Genomic DNA, 17433 nt, shown 5'->3' with positions numbered 1-17433 from the left:
ATGGCACCAGCTGACACCACTCCCCCGGTCTCCTCCAAGGCGGAGGCGAAGACCGCGCTCAAGAACCTCAAGGCCGAGCAGAAGGCAGAGAAGCGGGACCGCAAGGCTCGCAAGAAGGCCAATAAGCAGGACGGCTTCTTCGCCCGGATCAAGCAGGTCTTCTCGATGACCCGCTCCTATGACCCGAACATCGGGTGGTGGATGGCGCTGGCGTTCTTCGCCACGTTTGCGGTGATCTTCCTGATCGTCACGCTGCTGCTGAACTGGGTCACCGGGCTTCTGATCGCTCTGCCGCTGGCTCTGCTGGCCGCGATGATTCTGATGAATCGACGCGCCGAGAAGGCGGCCTTCTCCCGCATCGAGGGCCGTCCCGGCGCCGCAGCCGCGGCGCTGAGCACGCTCAAGCGCGGGTGGATCGTCACGGAAGAACCTGTGGCGATGGACCCGAAGACCCAGGACGCGATCTTCCGCGTCGTGGGCAAGCCCGGGCTGATCCTGGTCACCGAAGGCCCCTCACACCGGGTGAGCAAGCTGGTGCAGAAGACGCGCAAGCGCTTCAGCCCCATCCTGCGCGACACCGGTGTCCCGATCCACATCATCCAGGCCGGGCGCGGCGACCAGCAGGTCCCCCTGCAGAAGCTGAACCGGGCGATCAAGAAGCTGGACAAGAAGCTCACCAAGCACGAGGTCAATGCCGTCGAGCGTCGCCTCGCCGCGCTGCCGATCTCGCGGCCACCGATTCCCAAGGGCGTCGATCCTTACCGCACCCGCCCCGACCGCAAGGCGCTGCGCGGCTAGACGTCCCCAGCATTCAAGAGCTGTCAGAACCCCCATCATCCTGATGATGATTGGGGTTCTGCTGTCCCCGGTGCTAGGCTGTTGTGCTGTCTGGCAGGCCTCGCATGTCTAGAGAAGATCCTGCACTCGGACATCCCCCTCAGAACGTCGGTGGGGCTGCCGCGTGCCGATGCGAGGTCGCAGTGAAGTGAGCTTTCGGCAGCTCACGCTCTCCGGTTCTGGGATCCCGGAGGCCAGGTACCTGATCGTTTGTCGCGATCAGGGTTAAACATCAATCGCCGACAAGACAGAAAGGCAGTCAATGCCCACATCACCATTGCGCAGTCGTCGGACTGTGAAGGCATCGCGTGCCCTTGGCATCGCGCTGACCCCCAAGGCTCAGAAGTACCTGGACCGCCGCCCCTACGGCCCCGGCCAGCATGGACGTACGCGTCGTCGTCAGGATTCTGACTACGCCGTGCGTCTGAAGGAGAAGCAGCGTCTGCGCGCGCAGTACGGCATCCGTGAGGCGCAGATGACGCGCTACTACGAAGAGGCCAAGCGCATGCACGAGGGCCTGACCGGTGAGAACCTCATCGAGCTGCTCGAGTCCCGGCTCGATGCCCTGGTTCTGCGTTCGGGCTTCGCCCGCACCATCGCCCAGGCTCGCCAGTTCGTGGTTCACCGCCACATCACGGTCAACGGCAAGCGCGTGGACCGTCCGTCCTTCCGCGTCAAGCCGGGCCAGCTGATCGCTGTGCACGAGCGCTCCGAGAGCTTCGAGCCCTTCCAGGTGGCCGCCGCAGGCACCCACCAGGACGCGCTCCCAGCAGTTCCCGGCTACCTCACCGTCGAGATCGAGAAGCTGCAGGCGACACTTTCCCGCAAGCCCAAGCGCGAAGAGGTCCCCGTCACCTGTGAAGAGCAGCTCGTGGTCGAGTACTACGCACGCTGATCTTCCACAGATCGCTCAGAACAGACACGTTCTGAAATCCACAGAGCCCGCTGCACTCCCCACGGGGAGACCGCAGCGGGCTCTGTGTTTGAACTAAGCTGGTCCCGGCGCAGATCCACCCAGGTCACAACACCGGGGCGGCCGACTCGCAGCGACCATCAGCAGGAGGATCCCAGAATCTCATGAAGACCGAGGACATCGCCCGGACGTGGTACGACTACTTCGCCGCCCAGGGGCATGAGCGCGTCCCCAGCGCATCGCTGATCTCACCCGACCCCTCGGTGCTGTTCACCATCGCCGGGATGGTGCCGTTCATCCCTTACTTCATGGGAACCGAGAACCCGCCCTATGCACGCGCGGTGTCCGTGCAGAAGTGCATCCGCACCGCGGACATCGAGGAGGTCGGCAAGACCGCCCGCCACGGCACGTTCTTCCAGATGTGCGGCAACTTCTCGTTCGGGGACTACTTCAAGGAGAAGGCCATCCCGATGGCCTGGGAGCTGCTGACCAACCCCACCGCAGGCGACCCCGAGACGGGTCTGCCCGGCTACGGGCTGGACCCCGAGCGGCTCTGGGTCACGGTCTACCAGGACGACGACGAGGCGTACGCCATCTGGCGCGACGAGGTGGGTGTGCCCGAGGCTCGGATCCAGCGCTTCGGTCCCGAGGACAACTATTGGAACACCGGTCAGGCCGGTCCGGGCGGGCCCTGCTCCGAGATCTACTACGACCGGGGTCCCGCCTACGGGATCGAGGGCGGCCCTGCGGCCGACGAGACCAGGTACGTCGAGATCTGGAACCTTGTCTTCATGCAGTACCGGCTCTCCGCCGTGCATTCCAAGACCGAGTTCGAGGTCGCCGGTCCGCTGCAGAACAAGAACATCGATACCGGGCTCGGTCTCGAACGCCTCGCCATGGTGCTCCAGGGCGTGGAGAACATGTATGAGACCGACCAGGTCCGTCCCGTTCTGGACCGCGCAGCGGCGCTTGCCGGGATCAGCTACACCTCCACAGAGGACCCCCAGGACCCCCATCGCGCCAATGACGTGCGCCTGCGGATGATCGCCGATCATGTGCGCAGCTCGCTGATGCTGATCTCCGACGGGGTGCGACCCTCCAACGAGGGCGGCGGCTTCGTGCTGCGCCGACTCATCCGACGGGTCATCCTCGCGATGCGGCTGATGGGCGTGGAGGAGCCGGTCTTCGGTGACCTGGTCTCCGTGTCCAAGGACGCGATGAAGGGCGTCTACCCGGAGGTGGAGACCGGTTTCGAGAAGATCCACGCCACCGCGGTGAAGGAGGAACAGGCCTTCCTGCGCACGATCTCCGCGGGGACGGCCAAGCTGCAGTCGGCCGTGTCCTCCGCGCAGAGCGCCGGGGCGGCCGTCACCGGCGCCGACGCCTTCGCTCTGCATGACACCTACGGCTTCCCCATCGACCTGACGCTGGAGATGGCCGCTGAAGCGGGGGTCAGCGTGGATGAGACGAGCTTCCGCGCCCTGATGACCGAACAGCGTGAACGCGCCCGTGCCGACGCCAAGGGCAAGAAGTCCGGCCACGCCGACACCGGGCTCTATCAGCAGCTGCGCGCGGACTCCCCGACCCGCTTCACCGGGTACACCGAGCACACCACTGAGTCCACGGTGCGCGGGCTGCTCGTGGCCGGCGAGTCCCGGCGCAGCGCCTCCGCCGGTGAAGACATCGAGCTGGTCCTCGACGCCACACCGTTCTACGCCGAATCCGGAGGCCAGGCACCGGACACCGGACGGGTCACCGGCGACGGCTTCGAGCTCGAGGTGCTCGATGTTCAGTCACCCATCAAGGGTCTCTCGGTGCACCGGGCACGAGTCATCTCCGGCGAGGTGCCGGTGGGAGCCGCCGCCCTCGGCGCCATCGACGTACGACGCCGGCTGGACGCACAGAAGGCACACACCGGCACCCACCTGATCCATGCGGCCCTGCACGACGTGCTGGGCCCCGAGGCCGTGCAGGCAGGCTCCTTCAACAAGGAGGGCTACCTCCGCTTCGACTTCACCGCCGACGAGGCGATGAGCTCCGGGGCACGCCAGGAGCTCGAAGAGGCAGCGAACGTCGCCATCCGTGACAACTACGAGGTGATGACCCGCGTGACCTCGCTCGAGGAGGCCCAGGCCATGGGGGCGATGATGCTCTTCGGAGAGAAGTACGGCGAGGAGGTCCGCATGGTGGAGATCAACGGCGCCTGGTCGCGTGAACTCTGCGGCGGCACCCACGTCGACGCCACGGCTGAGATCGGGACGCTGGCGCTGATGTCTGAAGCCTCGGTCGGTGCAGGCAACCGTCGTGTCGAAGCCCTCGTGGGTCTCGATGCCTTCAACCACTTCGCAGCAGAGCGCACGCTGGTGAACCAGCTCACCGAGATGCTCAAGGTCCCGGCAGACCAGGTGCAGGACCGCATCGCCTCCACGCTGACCAAGCTCAAAGAGGTCGAGCGTGAGCTGGAGAAGCTGCGCAGCGCCCAGCTGCGGGCCAAGGCTTCAGAGCTGCTGTCCCACACCGTGGATGCAGGCGGGGTAGACGTGCTGGCCCACGACGCCGGAGCGGTGTCCAGTGCCGACGATCTGCGCGGCCTCGCACTGGACCTGAGAGGCCGGCTGGGCTCCCGGGCCGCGGTGGCCGCAGTCGCGGGCGTCGCGAAGGGGCGTCCCGTGATCGTGGTCGCCACGACCGAAGCCGCCCGGCTGCAGAACGTCTCTGCCGGAGACCTGGTCAAGCTCGCCTGCGGCGTGCTCGGCGGAGGCGGCGGCGGCAAGGCCGACCTCGCCCAGGGCGGCGGACAGGACGCCACGAAGATCGGCGAAGCACTCAACGTCGTCGTCTCGGCGGTCGGACAGCGTGGCTGAGCCGACTCCGGAGTCCCCTGCCGCTGGCCCGCCACGAGCCGGCGTCCGTCTCGGGGTCGACGTCGGCGAGGCGAGGGTGGGGCTGGCAGCCTCAGATCCCGACGCGCTGGTCGCCACGCCGGTCATGACTCTTCGTCGTGACCACAATCGAGCCTCCGACCTGAAGATGCTGCTCAAGATCATCCGTGAGCGGAAGGTCAGCGCGATCTACGTGGGCCTTCCGCTCTCGCTCTCCGGGGCCGAGACGCTGTCCACGGAGAAGGCTCGTGACTATGCACAGCAGCTCGCCCAGCTTCTGAAGGAGGCCGAGATCGCGGCAGGGGTCTACCTCGTGGACGAACGGCTCTCCACCGTCTCGGCGGCTGAGAAGATGCGGGCCTCCGGGGTCACCTCACGGGAGCAGCGTGACCGCATCGATCAGGCGGCCGCCGTCGAGATCCTCACCCACGCGATGGACCTGCGCCAGGCCTGGGGCAGAGAACCCGGCGCCGCTGTCTCCGCAGACTGAGCCACCCGCCCGCCGCCGGGTCTCTTCTCGCAGCAGAGCCGCGGACGCTCTGCTCAGCTTCTCCACAGCGCAGGGCGTCGGCGTCGGGCCGTGCCGAATCTCCACAGCCCGTGTCCGCCACGACGCGGTGCGATCGCGACTGCCTCATGCTTGGCTCATGACGACACGAACCGCGGCCCCCCTGCCCGAAGGACTCTACCGAGCGGGCCCGCAGTTCAGCGCGGCCGAGCTGCAGGTCCTGGTCCACGAGGGAGCACTCCGCCTGCTGGTCGCAGATGTCTACGCGTCGGTGCGGCTGCCGGACTCACCCGGTCTTCGTGCCCTGGGCTGCCAGGAGCTGCTTGCTCCTGGGCTGCGCGCAGGGTCCGTTCTCTGCGGCGAGACGGCCGCCTGGGTGCACCTGGGAGGCGCGGTGCGGCCCGAGAAGGTCTCGGTGATCACCGACGGCGTGTTCCGCCGCACGACGGCGGCGGCGACCGGGTGGCAGGTTCATCAGATGCCGCTGGAGCCTGGTCACGTGGTGCATCTGCAGGGGGTCGCCGTGACCTCTCCGCTGCGCACCGCGGCGGACATCTTTCTCGGCATCGGCACCTCGGCGAGCCGAAGCGCCCTGGACCAGCCGGCTCCGCATGCAGAGGCCTCGGACCAGGAGGACACCCGAGCCTCAGCTCGTCGGTGGGAGCTGATCCGGCGCCTTGCAGACGCGGGTCCCGAGACGGTCTCGGTGCAGCAGCTCACCGCCCAGATCCACCACCAGCTGCGCGGCAGGACCGCGGTGCAGAGACGGCAGGAAAAGATCGCCGCGCTGCTGAAGGCACGTGTCTTCGGCGTTCGTCCTTGAGCCGCCGATGCTCAATGATCGCGACGTTTGCCCACAGTTCGGTAGACGTCATAGACCCCGTCGATGCGCCGAACCGAGTTCAACACATGGTTAAGGTAGCGAGGGTCACCCATCTCGAAGGAGAAGCGTGACAGCGCCACCCGATCGCGGGAGGTCTGCACACTGGCAGAGAGAATGTTGACCTGAGACTCGGCGAGGATCCGCGTGACGTCCGAGAGCAGGGACTTGCGGTCCAGCGCCTCGACCTGAATCTCCACCAGGAACACCGAGGATTTCGTCGGCGCCCATTCCACCTCGACGAGCCGACCCGGCTGGTCCCTCAGCTGCTCGACATTGCGGCAGTCAGCACGGTGGACCGAGACGCCCTGACCACGGGTCACGAAACCCTCGATCTCATCGGGAGGAACCGGCGTGCAGCAGCGCGCCAGCTTCACCAGCACATTGCCGGCACCCTTGACGATCACCCCAGCGTCGGAATACTGGTTCGCCGGCGTCACGGGCGAGGTGATCGGCGTGGTGTCGTGCTCCTCGGACTCCTCCTCCTCGGGCTCGAAGAGCGCGATCAGGTGCTCGATGACGTTCTGGGTGGAGACATGGTCCTCCCCCACCCCGGCGTAGAGTCCAGCCACCTCGGTGTAATGCAGCTGCTTGGCGACGGTGTCGAGGACCTCGGGGTTCATCACCTTCTGCAGCGGAAGCTGAGACTTCCGGATGGCCTTGGTCAGGCTCTCCTTGCCGCGCTCGATGGACTCCTCGCGACGCTCCTTGGAGAACCAGTGCCGGATCTTGTTCCGGGCGCGAGCACTGTTGACGAACTGCAGCCAGTCGTTGCTGGGGCCGGCCGTCTCGGACTTGGAGGTGAAGATCTCCACCCAGTCCCCGTGCTGGAGCTCTGAGTTCAGCGGCACCAGCTTGCCATTGACGCGCGCACCGATCGTCTTGTGCCCGACATCGGTGTGGATCGCATAGGCGAAGTCGACCGGAGTGGACCCGGCGGGCAGGGACATGACCTCGCCCTTGGGCGTGTAGACGAAGACCTCTTTGGCGTTGATCTCGTAGCGCAGCGAGTCCAGGAACTCGTCGGGGTCCTTGGTCTCGGACTGCCAGTCCACCAGGGACCGCAGCCAGCCGATGTCCTCGGTGGCTTGGGACTGCTGGGTTGCGGTGCCGGCCAAGGAGCCGCCCGCCGGCGGTGCGGAGGAGGCCTGCGGAGCCGAGAAGTCCTGCTTGTACTTCCAGTGCGCGGCCACCCCGTACTCGGCGCGTCGATGCATCTCATGGGTGCGGATCTGAATCTCCACCGGCTTGCCGGCAGGTCCCAGAACCGTGGTGTGCAGCGACTGGTACATGTTGTACTTCGGCATCGCGATGTAGTCCTTGAAACGCCCGGGCAGCGGATTCCATCGGGCATGCAGGGCTCCGAGCACCGCATAGCAGTCGCGGATGGTGTCCACCAGGACGCGGACACCCATCAGGTCATGGATGTCGTCGAACTCTTTTCCGCGCACGATCATCTTCTGATAGATCGAGTAATAGTGCTTGGGGCGTCCCGTGATGGTCGCGGAGATACTGGCCTCGTTGAGATCATCGGCGATGGTCTCGCGCACCTGGGAGAGGAACTTCTCCCGCTGCGGGGTCCGGTCCCCCACCAGGCGCACGATCTCCTCGTAGACCTTCGGGTAGAGCGCCGCGAAGGAGAGGTCTTCGAGTTCCCACTTGATGGTGTTCATCCCGAGCCGGTGGGCCAGCGGGGAGAAGATCTCCAGAGTCTCCTTCGCCTTGCGTGCGCTGGACTCGGCGGCGACGTAGCGCCAGGTCCGGGCATTGTGGAGCCGGTCCGCAAGCTTGATCATCAGCACGCGGATGTCCTTGGCCATGGCGAGGACCATCTTGCGCACGGTTTCGGCCTGCGCGGCATCCCCGAACTTCAGCTTGTCGAGCTTCGTGACGCCATCGACGAGCAGCGCGATCTCGGCGCCGAACTCCTCGGTGAGCTGCTCCAGGGAGTAGGCGGTGTCCTCGACGGTGTCGTGCAGCAACGCCGCCGCCAGGGTGGAACCGGTCAGTCCCAGTTCGGCAAGGATGGTCGCCACCGCCACCGGATGGGTGATGTAGGGGTCGCCGCTCTTGCGCTTCTGGTCCCGGTGATGGTGATTGGCCGCCGCGAAGGCACGCTCGACCAGCGGGAAGTCCTGCTGGGAGTCATTGGCTCGCATGGCACGCAGAAGCGGTTCGAGCAGCGGCGAGGATGATGCCTCGTCGCTGACCACACCCACCGCGCGCGCTCGCCTGACCACGGGCGGTGAGGCTGCACTCGCGGCCGCGAGCTGCGTGGTGCCCTCTGGAGCCGGGCGATCCTCGTTCACCAGTGCGGACCTGCTTTCCCTCGAGCGGAATCGGGATGCCGAAGACGGCGTGTCGGCAATTCTAGCCCCATTCCAGGTCACGCCGTGACTCAGTGCTCGTGCGGGGCCTGAATGATGACCTGGTACTCGTCGTCGTCTTCCATCTCGACCTCTGGCTCAGGCTCTGGAAGCGGCGGGAACACGGTCGGCTGGCCCGCTGCGTCCAGCGCCATGCCGGAGGAGGTCACCGCATGCACGCCGCGCTGCTCGCGCAGGGTGAGCACCTCAGTGGTGTGGGACTTGATCTCTGCGTCGTTGCGGCGCATCCGGGCGTACAGCGGCGCCTGGATGAAGATCGTGGCGAGGGTGCCCACAATGATGCCCACGAACAGCGACAGCGAGATGTCGCGCAGCGTTCCGGCGCCGAGCAGCAGAGAGCCGATGAACAGGATCGAGCCCACCGGCAGGATGCCCACCACAGAGGTGTTGATCGAGCGCACCAGGGTCTGGTTCACCGCCAGGTTCACCCGCTCGGTGAAGGTCTGGTCCAGCTGGGAGCGTAGCCCGTCAACGTTCTCCCGGATCTTGTCGAAGACGACCATGGTGTCGTAGAGCGCATAGGACAGGATGGTCAGGAAGCCGATGATGGCGCTCGGGGTGACCTCGAACCCCGTCGCGGCGTAGATGCCCACCGTCACGATGACCACGAAGCCCAGGCCCAGCATCGCCGCGATCGACATGGTCCACGTGCGGAAGTAGAAGGCCATGTACAGCGCGACCAGGACCACGAAGATGATCAGTCCCAGCAGCATCTGTTCTGAGATCTGCTCTCCCCAGACCGGGCCGATGAAGGTGGAGCTGACCTGCTCGGCTGAGACGCCGTAGCCCTCTTGGAGGGCCTCTGCGACCTCGAGCGTCTCGGTGTCGCTGAGCTCCTCGGTCTGCACGCGCACCGTTCCCGGCGCCACGTTGGTGACGGTGGCCTCCTGGCCGGAGACCTCCTCCACGGCGTCCTGGCCCACGGCGATGTCCGTGTTCTCGGACTGCGAGACCGTGAACTCGGACCCGCCGGTGAACTCGATGCCCAGGTTGAAGCCGCCTCGGAAGAACGGCACGGCGATGGAGGCCAGGATCAGCACCGCGGCGAGGATGAACCACAGGTTCGACCGCTGGATGAACGGGTAGGCCCGCTCGCCCGTGTAGAGCTGGTTGCCTGCCTTGGCGAAGTTTGCAGCCATCAGCGCTCCTCCTCGGTCTCGTCGGTGTCCTGCTGACGTGCTGCGGAGGCCCGGGCCCGGCGCCGTTCGGCGATGGTCATCTGGGCCCATTCAGATTCGGAGATCTCCGGAACTTCCTGGATCCGGTCCTCGCGGGCGTGCTCGGGGGTGCGTGCGGAGGGCCGCAGCGGTGAACTGGGCAGGCTGCTCGCTGAGCTGCCTGCGAGAGCTGGGGCAGGAGCCCCCTGCGAGGCGGTCTCGGTGGTGCTGCTGGGCCCGCGACGAGCGAATCGCCCGGAGCCCCGGTACAGCACGTCGACTCCGAGTTCCTTCTCGGAGAGCCCGGAGAACTTCTTTCCGGCGGCGAAGAACTTCCTGCGGGCAATCAGCTGCATCAGCGGATGGGTGAACAGGAAGACCAGGATCACGTCGATGACCGCGGTGAGGCCCAGGGTGAATGCGAATCCGCGCACATTGCCCACGGCCACCAGATAGAGGACGACGGCGGCGATCACGTTGACCGCCTTCGAGGCGAGGATGGTGCGTCGGGCACGCGACCAGCCGGCCTCCACGGCGCCAGGCAGGGATCTGCCCTCGCGCAGCTCGTCCTTGATGCGCTCGAAGTAGACGATGAAGGAGTCCGCGGTCAGACCGATGGAGACGATCAGGCCCGCGATGCCGGCCAGGGAGAGGCGGTAGCCGTCGCTCCAGCCCAGCAGCGCGATGGCCCACCAGGTCATGACACCGGCCACGACCAGCGAGACGATCGTGACCAGTCCCAGCGTGCGGTACTGGAAGAGGGCGTAGCCCGCGACGAGCACCAGTCCGATGATGCCGGCAAGCAGGCCCAGTCGCAGCTGCTCCTCACCCAGCGTGGCGGAGATCTGCTGTTCCGACTCGATCTCGAAGCTGATCGGCAGCGAGCCGTAGCGCAGCTGTTCGGAGAGTCCCCGCGCCTCGTCTTCGCTGAAGTCGCCGGTGATCTGCGGGCGTCCGTCGACGATGGCGGCCTGCGTGGTGGGAGCTGAGATGACCTGTCCGTCGAGCATGATGGCGAACTGGTTCCGCGGGGCCTCCAGGCCAAGGAGCCGGGTCGTCGTGTCGCTGAAGGCCTCGGTGCCCTCGGCGTCGAAGTTGATCGTCACGGCCCAGCGTCCGGTGGACTGACCGGCCCCGGACTGCTCCATGCCGAAGCTGGAGTCCTCGATGTTGGTGCCGGGCACTGCCACGGGTCCCAGCAGATACTTCATGCCGCTCTCCGGGTCGCAGGAGACCAGGGGCTCATCCGGCGAGGATTCTGCTCGATCATCGAGGCTGATCTCGCTGCTGCATTCGAAGTTCGCGAAGTCCGCTGCGACCTCGGGAGTGATCCAATTGGGGTCTGAGCCGTTTTCAGGCTCGGCGGTGGGCTCCTCGAAGTCCTCGGGCCGCGCCTGTTCCTCATCCTCGGTGGCGCCAAGCTGCTCCTCGAGAGCCTCGGCCTCCTCCTCAGAGAGGTCTTCGTCCTCTGCGAGAAGCTCCTCCATGAACGCCATGTCCTGCTCGACTCTCAGGACGGGCCGGAACTCCATATCCGCTGAAGCCTGGATGAGCTCTCGGGTCTCCGCGTCAGGGGTTCCGGGGAGGCCGACGACCACGTTCTCACCACCCTGCGTGGTGATCTCGGCCTCGGTGACACCGGAGCCGTCAACACGCTGACGGATGACCTCCACCGCCTGCTGGAGCTGCTCTTCGTCGATCTCTGCATCCCCGTCGACCTGAGGAGAGAGGACCATCTGGGTGCCGCCCTCGAGGTCCAGGGCCAACAGCGGCGCCCACTGGGCGCGGCCGTCCTGGACTGCGAAGGCCAAGAGTCCGCCCATGCCGAGAAGCAGCACGAGCAGGCCGATCAGAACGCCGCGGGCATGAGCGGCCGGGGTACGTGTCGCCATAGAGCGGGAATCAGTCCTCTGTGGTGGCGGCGGGTTCAACCACCTGCTGAATGGCGCCGATGAGGAAGTCCACACGATCTCCGGAGCTGAACTCCAGGGTCACTCGCTGGGCCTCCTCATCACGAGAGACCACTGTTCCCACCATTCCGCCGGCGGTGACGACCTGTGCGCCGACCACGGCGCCGCCGCGAGCCTTGGACTGCTCGTCGCGCAGCTTCTTTCCGCGACGGAAGGTCAGCACCATGAAGATCACCAGGATGGCGATCATGATCAGCAGGAGCGGATCGAATCCAGGGGCCGAGCCGGTGCCTTCAGAGGCAGAGACCTGGGCGTAAGGGAGCAGAGCGTTCACAGATCGGGCCAATCTCTCGTCGCGGGACGTGCTTGCCAGGGCTGCGGCGCAACCGCTGCTGAACCTGGCCGGACATTCAACCCGACAGACTATCAGGGTGGCGCTCGGGCGGCGTCAGCCCCAGATGCCGCCACGCCTCATCGGTGGCGACGCGCCCTCGGGGTGTGCGCGCGAGCAGCCCTTCGCGGACCAGATACGGCTCCGCCACCGTCTCCACGGTCTCCGTCTCCTCCCCCACCAGGACTGCCAGCGTGGACAGCCCCACCGGGCCGCCCTTGAACTTCAGGCAGAGCGCCTCCAGGACTGAGCGGTCCAGCCGGTCGAGGCCGCGCTCGTCGACCTCATACATCTCCAGCGCGGCGGCTGCGGTGGCCTGATCGACCTCGGGCACACCATGCACCAGCGCCCAGTCGCGCACCCGGCGGAGCAGTCGATTCGCGATGCGCGGGGTTCCGCGGGAGCGCGAGGCGATCTCCGCGAAGCCGGCTCCCGCGACGTTCATATCCAGCATCACCGAGGACCTGCGCAGCACCAGCTCCAGTTCGTGCTCGCTGTAGAACTCCAGGTGCCCGGTGAACCCGAACCGATCACGCAGCGGGCCCGGGAGCAGGCCGGCCCGGGTCGTCGCCCCGACCAGGGTGAACGGGGGAAGCTCCAACGGGATGGAGGTCGCTCCGGCTCCCTTGCCCACGATGACGTCGACCCGAAAGTCCTCCATCGCCATGTAGAGCAGCTCCTCGGCGGGCCGCGACATCCGGTGGATCTCGTCGACGAAGAGGACCTCGCCCTCGGTCAGCGAGGACAGGATCGCAGCCAGATCACCTGCATGCTGGATCGCCGGACCGGAGCTGATGCGCAGGGCGGCATTCATCTCCGCCGCGATGATCATGGCCAGAGTGGTCTTGCCGAGGCCGGGCGGGCCGGAGAGCAGCACATGATCCGAGGCGGTGCCGCGCATGCGCGAGGATTCCAGCACGAGTGAGAGCTGGCGGCGCACGGTCTGCTGGCCGACGAAGTCGCTGAGCGCCTTCGGCCGCAGGGCGGCTTCCATGGCTCGCTCCTCGGTCATCGAAGAGCCGCCGAGCAGTTCGCGGGGCCCGTCCGTGCTCACCGTGCACCTCCCAGGCTGCGCAGGGCTTGGCGAAGCACGGTGCTGACATCGGCCTGAGCCAGCTCGGGCTCCGCGATGAGAAGCTTCTCCACCGCAGTCCTGGCATCGCGCTCGATCCAGCCCAGTGAGACCAGTGCTTCACGCACCTGAACGGCGACCTCAGGCTCGTCCGAACCGGAGGCGGCTCCTGCCGGCGCTTGGGGCTGGTCGATCACCAGCTTGCCCGCCAGCTCCAGCAGGATGCGCTGCGCCGTCTTCTTGCCGATCCCGGGCACCTTGGTGAAGGCCGCGGTGTCGGATTCGGCGATGGCACGGTGGACCTCCGTGGGAGTGTGCACGGCGAGCACGGCCAGGGCCATGCGTGGGCCGATGCCCGAGATCGCGACCAGGGTGGTGAAGATGACGCGCTCAGCGAGCTCGGAGAAGCCGAAGAGCAGCGGGGCATCGTCCTGTCGGGGCACGAAGCTGGTGTGCAGCCGGGCTTCGGTCCCGGGGTGCAGGTCGGCGAGGGTCTTCGGGGTCGCGGAGACGTGCAGCCCGAATCCGGAGACCTCGACCACTGCGTGGTCGGTGCCGATGTGGAGCACGTCGCCCCGGATGGAAGAGATCATCATTCACCTCACCGTCGCCGCTGGCGACTGGTCGCATGCCGAGGGCGGGCCCCGGCATGACTAGAACATGTATTCGAACACTTTAGCGCGCCCGTTTATCGGCTGCCATCCAGGCGCGCTGGGCAGGGGTCAGCTGATCAGCCGCTGTCCGAGCGGAACCTCTGGCGGCTGGAGCCTTCGCCGCTGAGCTTTTCGCCGCCGCTGCGGCCTGGGCGCGCTGCAGGGCGGTGGTGGCACCCTGGTGGGTCTGTGTCCCGGCGGACATGTTGAAGCGCGCGCCGATCCCGGAGCGCCAGGCGTGGCAGATGGCGACCGCGTAGGCGTCTGTCGCGTCCACCGGCTTGGGCAGCCCGGGGAGCTTGAGGATCCGCTGGACCATGCGCGCGACGGCCTGCTTATCGGCGTTTCCATCATCGGTGACAGCGGCCTTGACCTCGGAGGGAGTGTGCCAGGCTACCGGTATGCCGCGGGCGGCCGCGGCCGCGATGATGACCCCTGAGGCCTGCGCCGTGGTCACGACGGTCGGTGCGTTGTTCGAGGCGAAGACGCGTTCGATGGCGAGCACATCCGGGGCGAAGCGGTCCAACAGCACTTCGGCCGCACGCTGGATGCTCAGGATCCGCTCGGCGAGGTCCTGGCTCGCCTTGGTGCCGGTGACCTCCACATGCAGCGAGGCGCCGGTTCGGTTCAGGTTCATCTCCACCACCGCGAAGCCGCACCGGGTCAGACCGGGGTCCACCCCCAGGATCCGCTGCGCCGTGCGGGACGTGCCGGCGGTCCCGGAGACCACAGCCGACTGACTCATGTCCAGGATCCCTGGCTCATGCGCTGCCTGATTCACTCACCGTTGACTCCGGTGCATCAGTCCTCGTCCTCCAGTGCCGCAAGGGTCTCGGCACTGAGGTCGGCATTGCTGTGCACGTTCTGGACGTCCTCGAGGTCTTCGAGCGCGTCGGCGAGCTTGAAGAACTTCTTCGCAGCGTCGACGTCGAGGTCCACCGTGACCTCCGAGATGAACTCGACCTCATCGGACTCGTACTCGATGCCGGCCTCCTCAAGCCCCTTCACGACAGCTTGGAGGTCCTGCGGCTCGCAGCGCACCTCGAAGCTGGAGTCGTGTTCGATGACATCTTCGACCCCGGCCTCCAGCACGGCGGCGAGCACGTCATCCTCGCCGAGCTCCTGCTTGGGAAGCGCGACCACGCCTTTGCGCTGGAACATGTAGGCCACCGAACCGGGATCGGCGACGGTGCCGCCTGAACGCGTCACCGCGGTCCGCACCTCGGCGGCCGCCCGGTTGCGGTTGTCGGTGAGGCATTCCACCAGCAGTGCGGAGCCCTGCGGCCCGCGCACCTCGTAGGTGATCTCCTCATATTCGACGCTGTCCCCGGTGAGGCCCGCCCCGCGCTTGATGGCACGGTCAATGTTGTCGTTGGGCACCGAGTTCTTCTTCGCCTTGGACACCGCCAGATCAAGGCCCGGGTTGCCGGCCATATCGGGGCCGCCGTTGCGCGCGGCCACCTCGATCTGCTTGATGTAGCGCGCATTGAGCTTGGCGCGCTTGGCGTCGACGGCAGCCTTGCGGTGCTTCGTGTTGGCCCATTTGGAATGGCCGGCCATAGTTCTCCTTGTGGGTGAGATCACGACGTTCACGGGAAACAGTTGCGTGCGGCAACCGTCATATAGTCTTGCCACCAGCCTATCGGAGAGGACGTGGTGACACGTGGAGCGCACCGAGCCACCGGCACACGCAGAGATGCCCGGGAGCACGCCGCCCGGAGCGGACAATCCCCTGCTCCGTGCGGGGACACTCGACTACGGACTCACCGACCTCAGCAAGATCCGCGACGAGCACTGGCTGCCCGCGCTCGAGGCCGGAATCGATGCTCAGCGCAGGGCCGTGGAGGCCATCGCGGAGGACCCCGCCCCCGTTGAGGTGTCCACCGTCCTGCACCCGCTGGGCCGCTCCCATGAACTCCTCTCTCGGGTCGAACGTGCCTTCTCCTGCATGTTCTCTGTCGATGCCACCGAGGCACGACAGCAGGTGCAGCCGGAGATCACGCAGCGCGTGGCAGCGCATCGCGACTGGCTGGCCATGCACGAGAATCTCTATGAGCGTCTGCAGGCACTGCAGTCGGCGTTGGCGCGGGGTGAGACCAGCGCCACGGAGGAACAGCGCAGGATGCTGCAGCACGTCCTCGACGAGGCGCGCGCAGCGGGAGCCGGACTCGGTGGGGCCGAGCAGGAGCAGCTGCGGGCGCTCAATCTCGAGCTCGGCGCGGCCGAGACCGCCTATGAGCAGCTGCAGCGCCGTGAGGCCGCAGCCCACGCCGTCTTCTTCTCCGATCCCGCCGAGCTCGAGGGACTCGATGCCGCGGAGTCAGGAGCTGCGCAGGCCGCAGCGCGGGAGGCCGGACACGCCGACGGGGCCCTGCTGAGTCTGACTCTGCCAGTGCAGCAGAGCCCGCTGGAGCGGATGACCAGGCGCCAGGCGCGCCGTCGGCTGCACGAGGCCTCTGTGTCACGTGGCACCTTGACCGACGACGACGGACGGACCACGAGCCAGATCGGCGCGCACATCGCCGTGCTGCGGGCTCGCCGCTCCCGTCTCCTGGGCTTCGAGCATCACCTGGCCAGCGTCCTGCCCGGACGCACGGCACCGGACCGGACCAGCATCGAGAGGATGCTCAAGACCATCGTGACAGGCGCCCTGGTCCGCCTGGACGCCGAGATCCAGGCTCTGCGCGAGGCCGGCATCCACCAGACCTCCGATCCCGACGGGCCGGCTGAACTCGCACCCTGGGACGTCAGCTTCGGCCTCGCAGCGCTGGCGAGACGGCAGCAGTCCTCGGAAGGAGCCGGCGGCGAGAGTCCAGGGCTTGCAGCGGAGCACACGCGAGATGTCCCTCTGGAGCAGGCTCTGCGTCGGGTCTTCGACGCGGCGTCCCAGCTCTATGGGATCACCGTGGTCGAGCGCGAGGACCTGCCCGGCTTCGCTCCCGGAGCACGCAGCTTCGAGGTCTTCGAAAGCTCCGCAGAGAAGCGTCCCGGTGCAGGGATCGGACTGTTCCTGCTCGACCTCTATGCCCGACCGAGCAAGTCCGGAGGAGCGTGGATGAACTCCTTCTCAGTGGCGTCCACGCTGACGGGTTCCGCACCGGTGGTGATCAACGCGCTGAACATCACCGCCCCTGCCGTGGGAGAACAGCCGGCGCTGGGACCATCGACCATGCGCACGCTCTTTCACGAGTTCGGCCACGCACTGCATGGACTGCTTGCGGAGGCGGAGTTCGAGGAGCTCTCCGGTACCTCCGTGCCCCGTGACAATGTCGAGTTCCCCTCCCAGGTCAACGAGATCTTCCAGGAGTTCAGCGCTGGGCTGGCTGCCCCCGGGCAGCAGCCCACCACGGAGGAGCTCTGGGGCAAAGGGTTCAGCACGGTCGAGCACGCAGCGGCCGTGGTGCTGGACCTCGCCTGGCACACGCTCTCGGCAGAAGAGGCCGAGGCCGCCGTCGAGGACCCCGAGGCATTCTCCGAGGCTGCACTGGCCGCCTGGGGACTCGACCACCCGCTGGTGCCACCGCGGTATGGCATCGGATTCTTCAAGCACATCTTCGCCGGGTCCGGCTATGCGGCTGGCTATTATTCGTATCTCTGGGCGCAGGTCCTGGCCGCCGATGCCTCCGAGTGGTACCGCGAACAGCTGGCCCAGAACCGGGGACAGCAGCTCAGTGAGGCGATGGCTGCCGCCGGGGCCCAGGTGCGCCGGGAGCTGCTGTCGCGAGGCAATACGCGCGATCCATTGGAGTCCTATCGGATCGCCTTCGGCAGGGACCCTGGAACGGACGCCCTGCTGCGTCAGCTGGGCCTGGACGAGTCCTGACCCGAGCCGCACACGCGAAC

Annotated in this window: 14 protein-coding genes; 6 read left to right on the top strand and 8 right to left on the bottom strand. The window is 66.8% G+C overall.

Annotated elements, in window-relative coordinates; translation table 11 throughout:
- From H4W26_RS01480 to H4W26_RS01460, 5 genes are all read left to right on the top strand, one after another.
- Positions 1 to 798, top strand: coding sequence for a DUF4191 domain-containing protein (locus tag H4W26_RS01480; RefSeq protein WP_192590411.1), 798 nt, complete (start codon positions 1 to 3; stop codon positions 796 to 798).
- 301 nt (positions 799 to 1099) lie between these two features.
- Positions 1100 to 1732: a 30S ribosomal protein S4 gene (gene rpsD, locus H4W26_RS01475; RefSeq protein WP_192590410.1), complete on the top strand. Its 633-nt coding sequence runs from the start codon at positions 1100 to 1102 to the stop codon at positions 1730 to 1732.
- 182 nt (positions 1733 to 1914) lie between these two features.
- The gene (gene alaS, locus H4W26_RS01470) at positions 1915 to 4614 is read left to right on the top strand and encodes an alanine--tRNA ligase (RefSeq protein WP_192590409.1); all 2700 of its coding nucleotides are present in this window, start codon (positions 1915 to 1917) and stop codon (positions 4612 to 4614) included.
- Positions 4607 to 5122, top strand: coding sequence for a Holliday junction resolvase RuvX (ruvX, locus tag H4W26_RS01465; RefSeq protein ID WP_192590408.1), 516 nt, complete (start codon positions 4607 to 4609; stop codon positions 5120 to 5122). Before alaS ends, ruvX begins: the two co-directional genes overlap by 8 nt.
- 157 nt (positions 5123 to 5279) lie before the next feature.
- Positions 5280 to 5963 (top strand): hypothetical protein, encoded by a 684-nt coding sequence (locus H4W26_RS01460; RefSeq protein ID WP_192590407.1) that lies wholly within the window; start codon positions 5280 to 5282, stop codon positions 5961 to 5963.
- An 11-nt stretch (positions 5964 to 5974) separates the two neighbouring features.
- Here H4W26_RS01460 and H4W26_RS01455 read toward each other — a convergent pair whose 3' ends face one another.
- The 8 genes from H4W26_RS01455 to H4W26_RS01420 form a co-directional block, all read right to left on the bottom strand.
- On the bottom strand, positions 5975 to 8260 hold the full coding sequence (locus H4W26_RS01455) for a RelA/SpoT family protein (RefSeq protein WP_318779835.1): 2286 nt from the start codon (positions 8258 to 8260) through the stop codon (positions 5975 to 5977).
- A 158-nt stretch (positions 8261 to 8418) separates the two neighbouring features.
- Entirely contained in the window at positions 8419 to 9546 is a 1128-nt protein-coding gene (gene secF / locus H4W26_RS01450; protein ID WP_192590406.1) for a protein translocase subunit SecF, read from the bottom strand.
- Positions 9546 to 11456 (bottom strand): protein translocase subunit SecD, encoded by a 1911-nt coding sequence (gene secD / locus H4W26_RS01445; protein ID WP_192590405.1) that lies wholly within the window; start codon positions 11454 to 11456, stop codon positions 9546 to 9548. Before secD ends, secF begins: the two co-directional genes overlap by 1 nt.
- 10 nt (positions 11457 to 11466) lie before the next feature.
- The gene (locus H4W26_RS01440) at positions 11467 to 11808 is read right to left on the bottom strand and encodes a preprotein translocase subunit YajC (protein WP_192590404.1); all 342 of its coding nucleotides are present in this window, start codon (positions 11806 to 11808) and stop codon (positions 11467 to 11469) included.
- A gap of 76 nt (positions 11809 to 11884) precedes the next feature.
- The gene (ruvB, locus tag H4W26_RS01435) at positions 11885 to 12877 is read right to left on the bottom strand and encodes a Holliday junction branch migration DNA helicase RuvB (protein WP_192591952.1); all 993 of its coding nucleotides are present in this window, start codon (positions 12875 to 12877) and stop codon (positions 11885 to 11887) included.
- A gap of 38 nt (positions 12878 to 12915) precedes the next feature.
- A complete protein-coding gene (ruvA, locus tag H4W26_RS01430) occupies positions 12916 to 13530 on the bottom strand; it encodes a Holliday junction branch migration protein RuvA (RefSeq protein WP_192591951.1) in 615 nt (204 codons plus the stop codon).
- Positions 13531 to 13612: 82 nt separating this feature from the next.
- On the bottom strand, positions 13613 to 14335 hold the full coding sequence (ruvC, locus tag H4W26_RS01425) for a crossover junction endodeoxyribonuclease RuvC (RefSeq protein ID WP_192590403.1): 723 nt from the start codon (positions 14333 to 14335) through the stop codon (positions 13613 to 13615).
- 56 nt (positions 14336 to 14391) lie between these two features.
- The gene (locus tag H4W26_RS01420; protein ID WP_192590402.1) at positions 14392 to 15150 is read right to left on the bottom strand and encodes a YebC/PmpR family DNA-binding transcriptional regulator; all 759 of its coding nucleotides are present in this window, start codon (positions 15148 to 15150) and stop codon (positions 14392 to 14394) included.
- A gap of 103 nt (positions 15151 to 15253) precedes the next feature.
- Here H4W26_RS01420 and H4W26_RS01415 point away from each other — a divergent pair, with 103 nt between their 5' ends.
- Complete coding sequence (locus H4W26_RS01415) at positions 15254 to 17413, top strand: M3 family metallopeptidase (protein ID WP_192590401.1); 2160 nt, start codon at positions 15254 to 15256, stop codon at positions 17411 to 17413.
- Positions 17414 to 17433 lie beyond the last annotated feature (20 nt).

The sequence above is a fragment of the Nesterenkonia halotolerans genome (assembly GCF_014874065.1).
Taxonomy (GTDB): Bacteria; Actinomycetota; Actinomycetes; order Actinomycetales; family Micrococcaceae; genus Nesterenkonia; species Nesterenkonia halotolerans.
Note: the sequence above shows the minus strand (reverse complement) of the source record. Positions and strands in the feature narration are given on the sequence as shown.

Bases quoted from the DNA above. Each gene is read 5' to 3' on its own strand.
- H4W26_RS01480 (WP_192590411.1), top strand. From the start codon at position 1: ATGGCACCAGCTGACACCACTCCCCCGGTCTCCTCCAAGGCGGAGGCG.
- rpsD (WP_192590410.1), top strand. From the start codon at position 1,100: ATGCCCACATCACCATTGCGCAGTCGTCGGACTGTGAAGGCATCGCGT.
- alaS (WP_192590409.1), top strand. From the start codon at position 1,915: ATGAAGACCGAGGACATCGCCCGGACGTGGTACGACTACTTCGCCGCC.
- H4W26_RS01460 (WP_192590407.1), top strand. From the start codon at position 5,280: ATGACGACACGAACCGCGGCCCCCCTGCCCGAAGGACTCTACCGAGCG.
- secF (WP_192590406.1), bottom strand. From the start codon at position 9,546: ATGGCTGCAAACTTCGCCAAGGCAGGCAACCAGCTCTACACGGGCGAG.
- secD (WP_192590405.1), bottom strand. From the start codon at position 11,456: ATGGCGACACGTACCCCGGCCGCTCATGCCCGCGGCGTTCTGATCGGC.
- ruvB (WP_192591952.1), bottom strand. From the start codon at position 12,877: ATGACCGAGGAGCGAGCCATGGAAGCCGCCCTGCGGCCGAAGGCGCTC.
- ruvA (WP_192591951.1), bottom strand. From the start codon at position 13,530: ATGATCTCTTCCATCCGGGGCGACGTGCTCCACATCGGCACCGACCAC.
- ruvC (WP_192590403.1), bottom strand. From the start codon at position 14,335: ATGAGTCAGTCGGCTGTGGTCTCCGGGACCGCCGGCACGTCCCGCACG.
- H4W26_RS01420 (WP_192590402.1), bottom strand. From the start codon at position 15,150: ATGGCCGGCCATTCCAAATGGGCCAACACGAAGCACCGCAAGGCTGCC.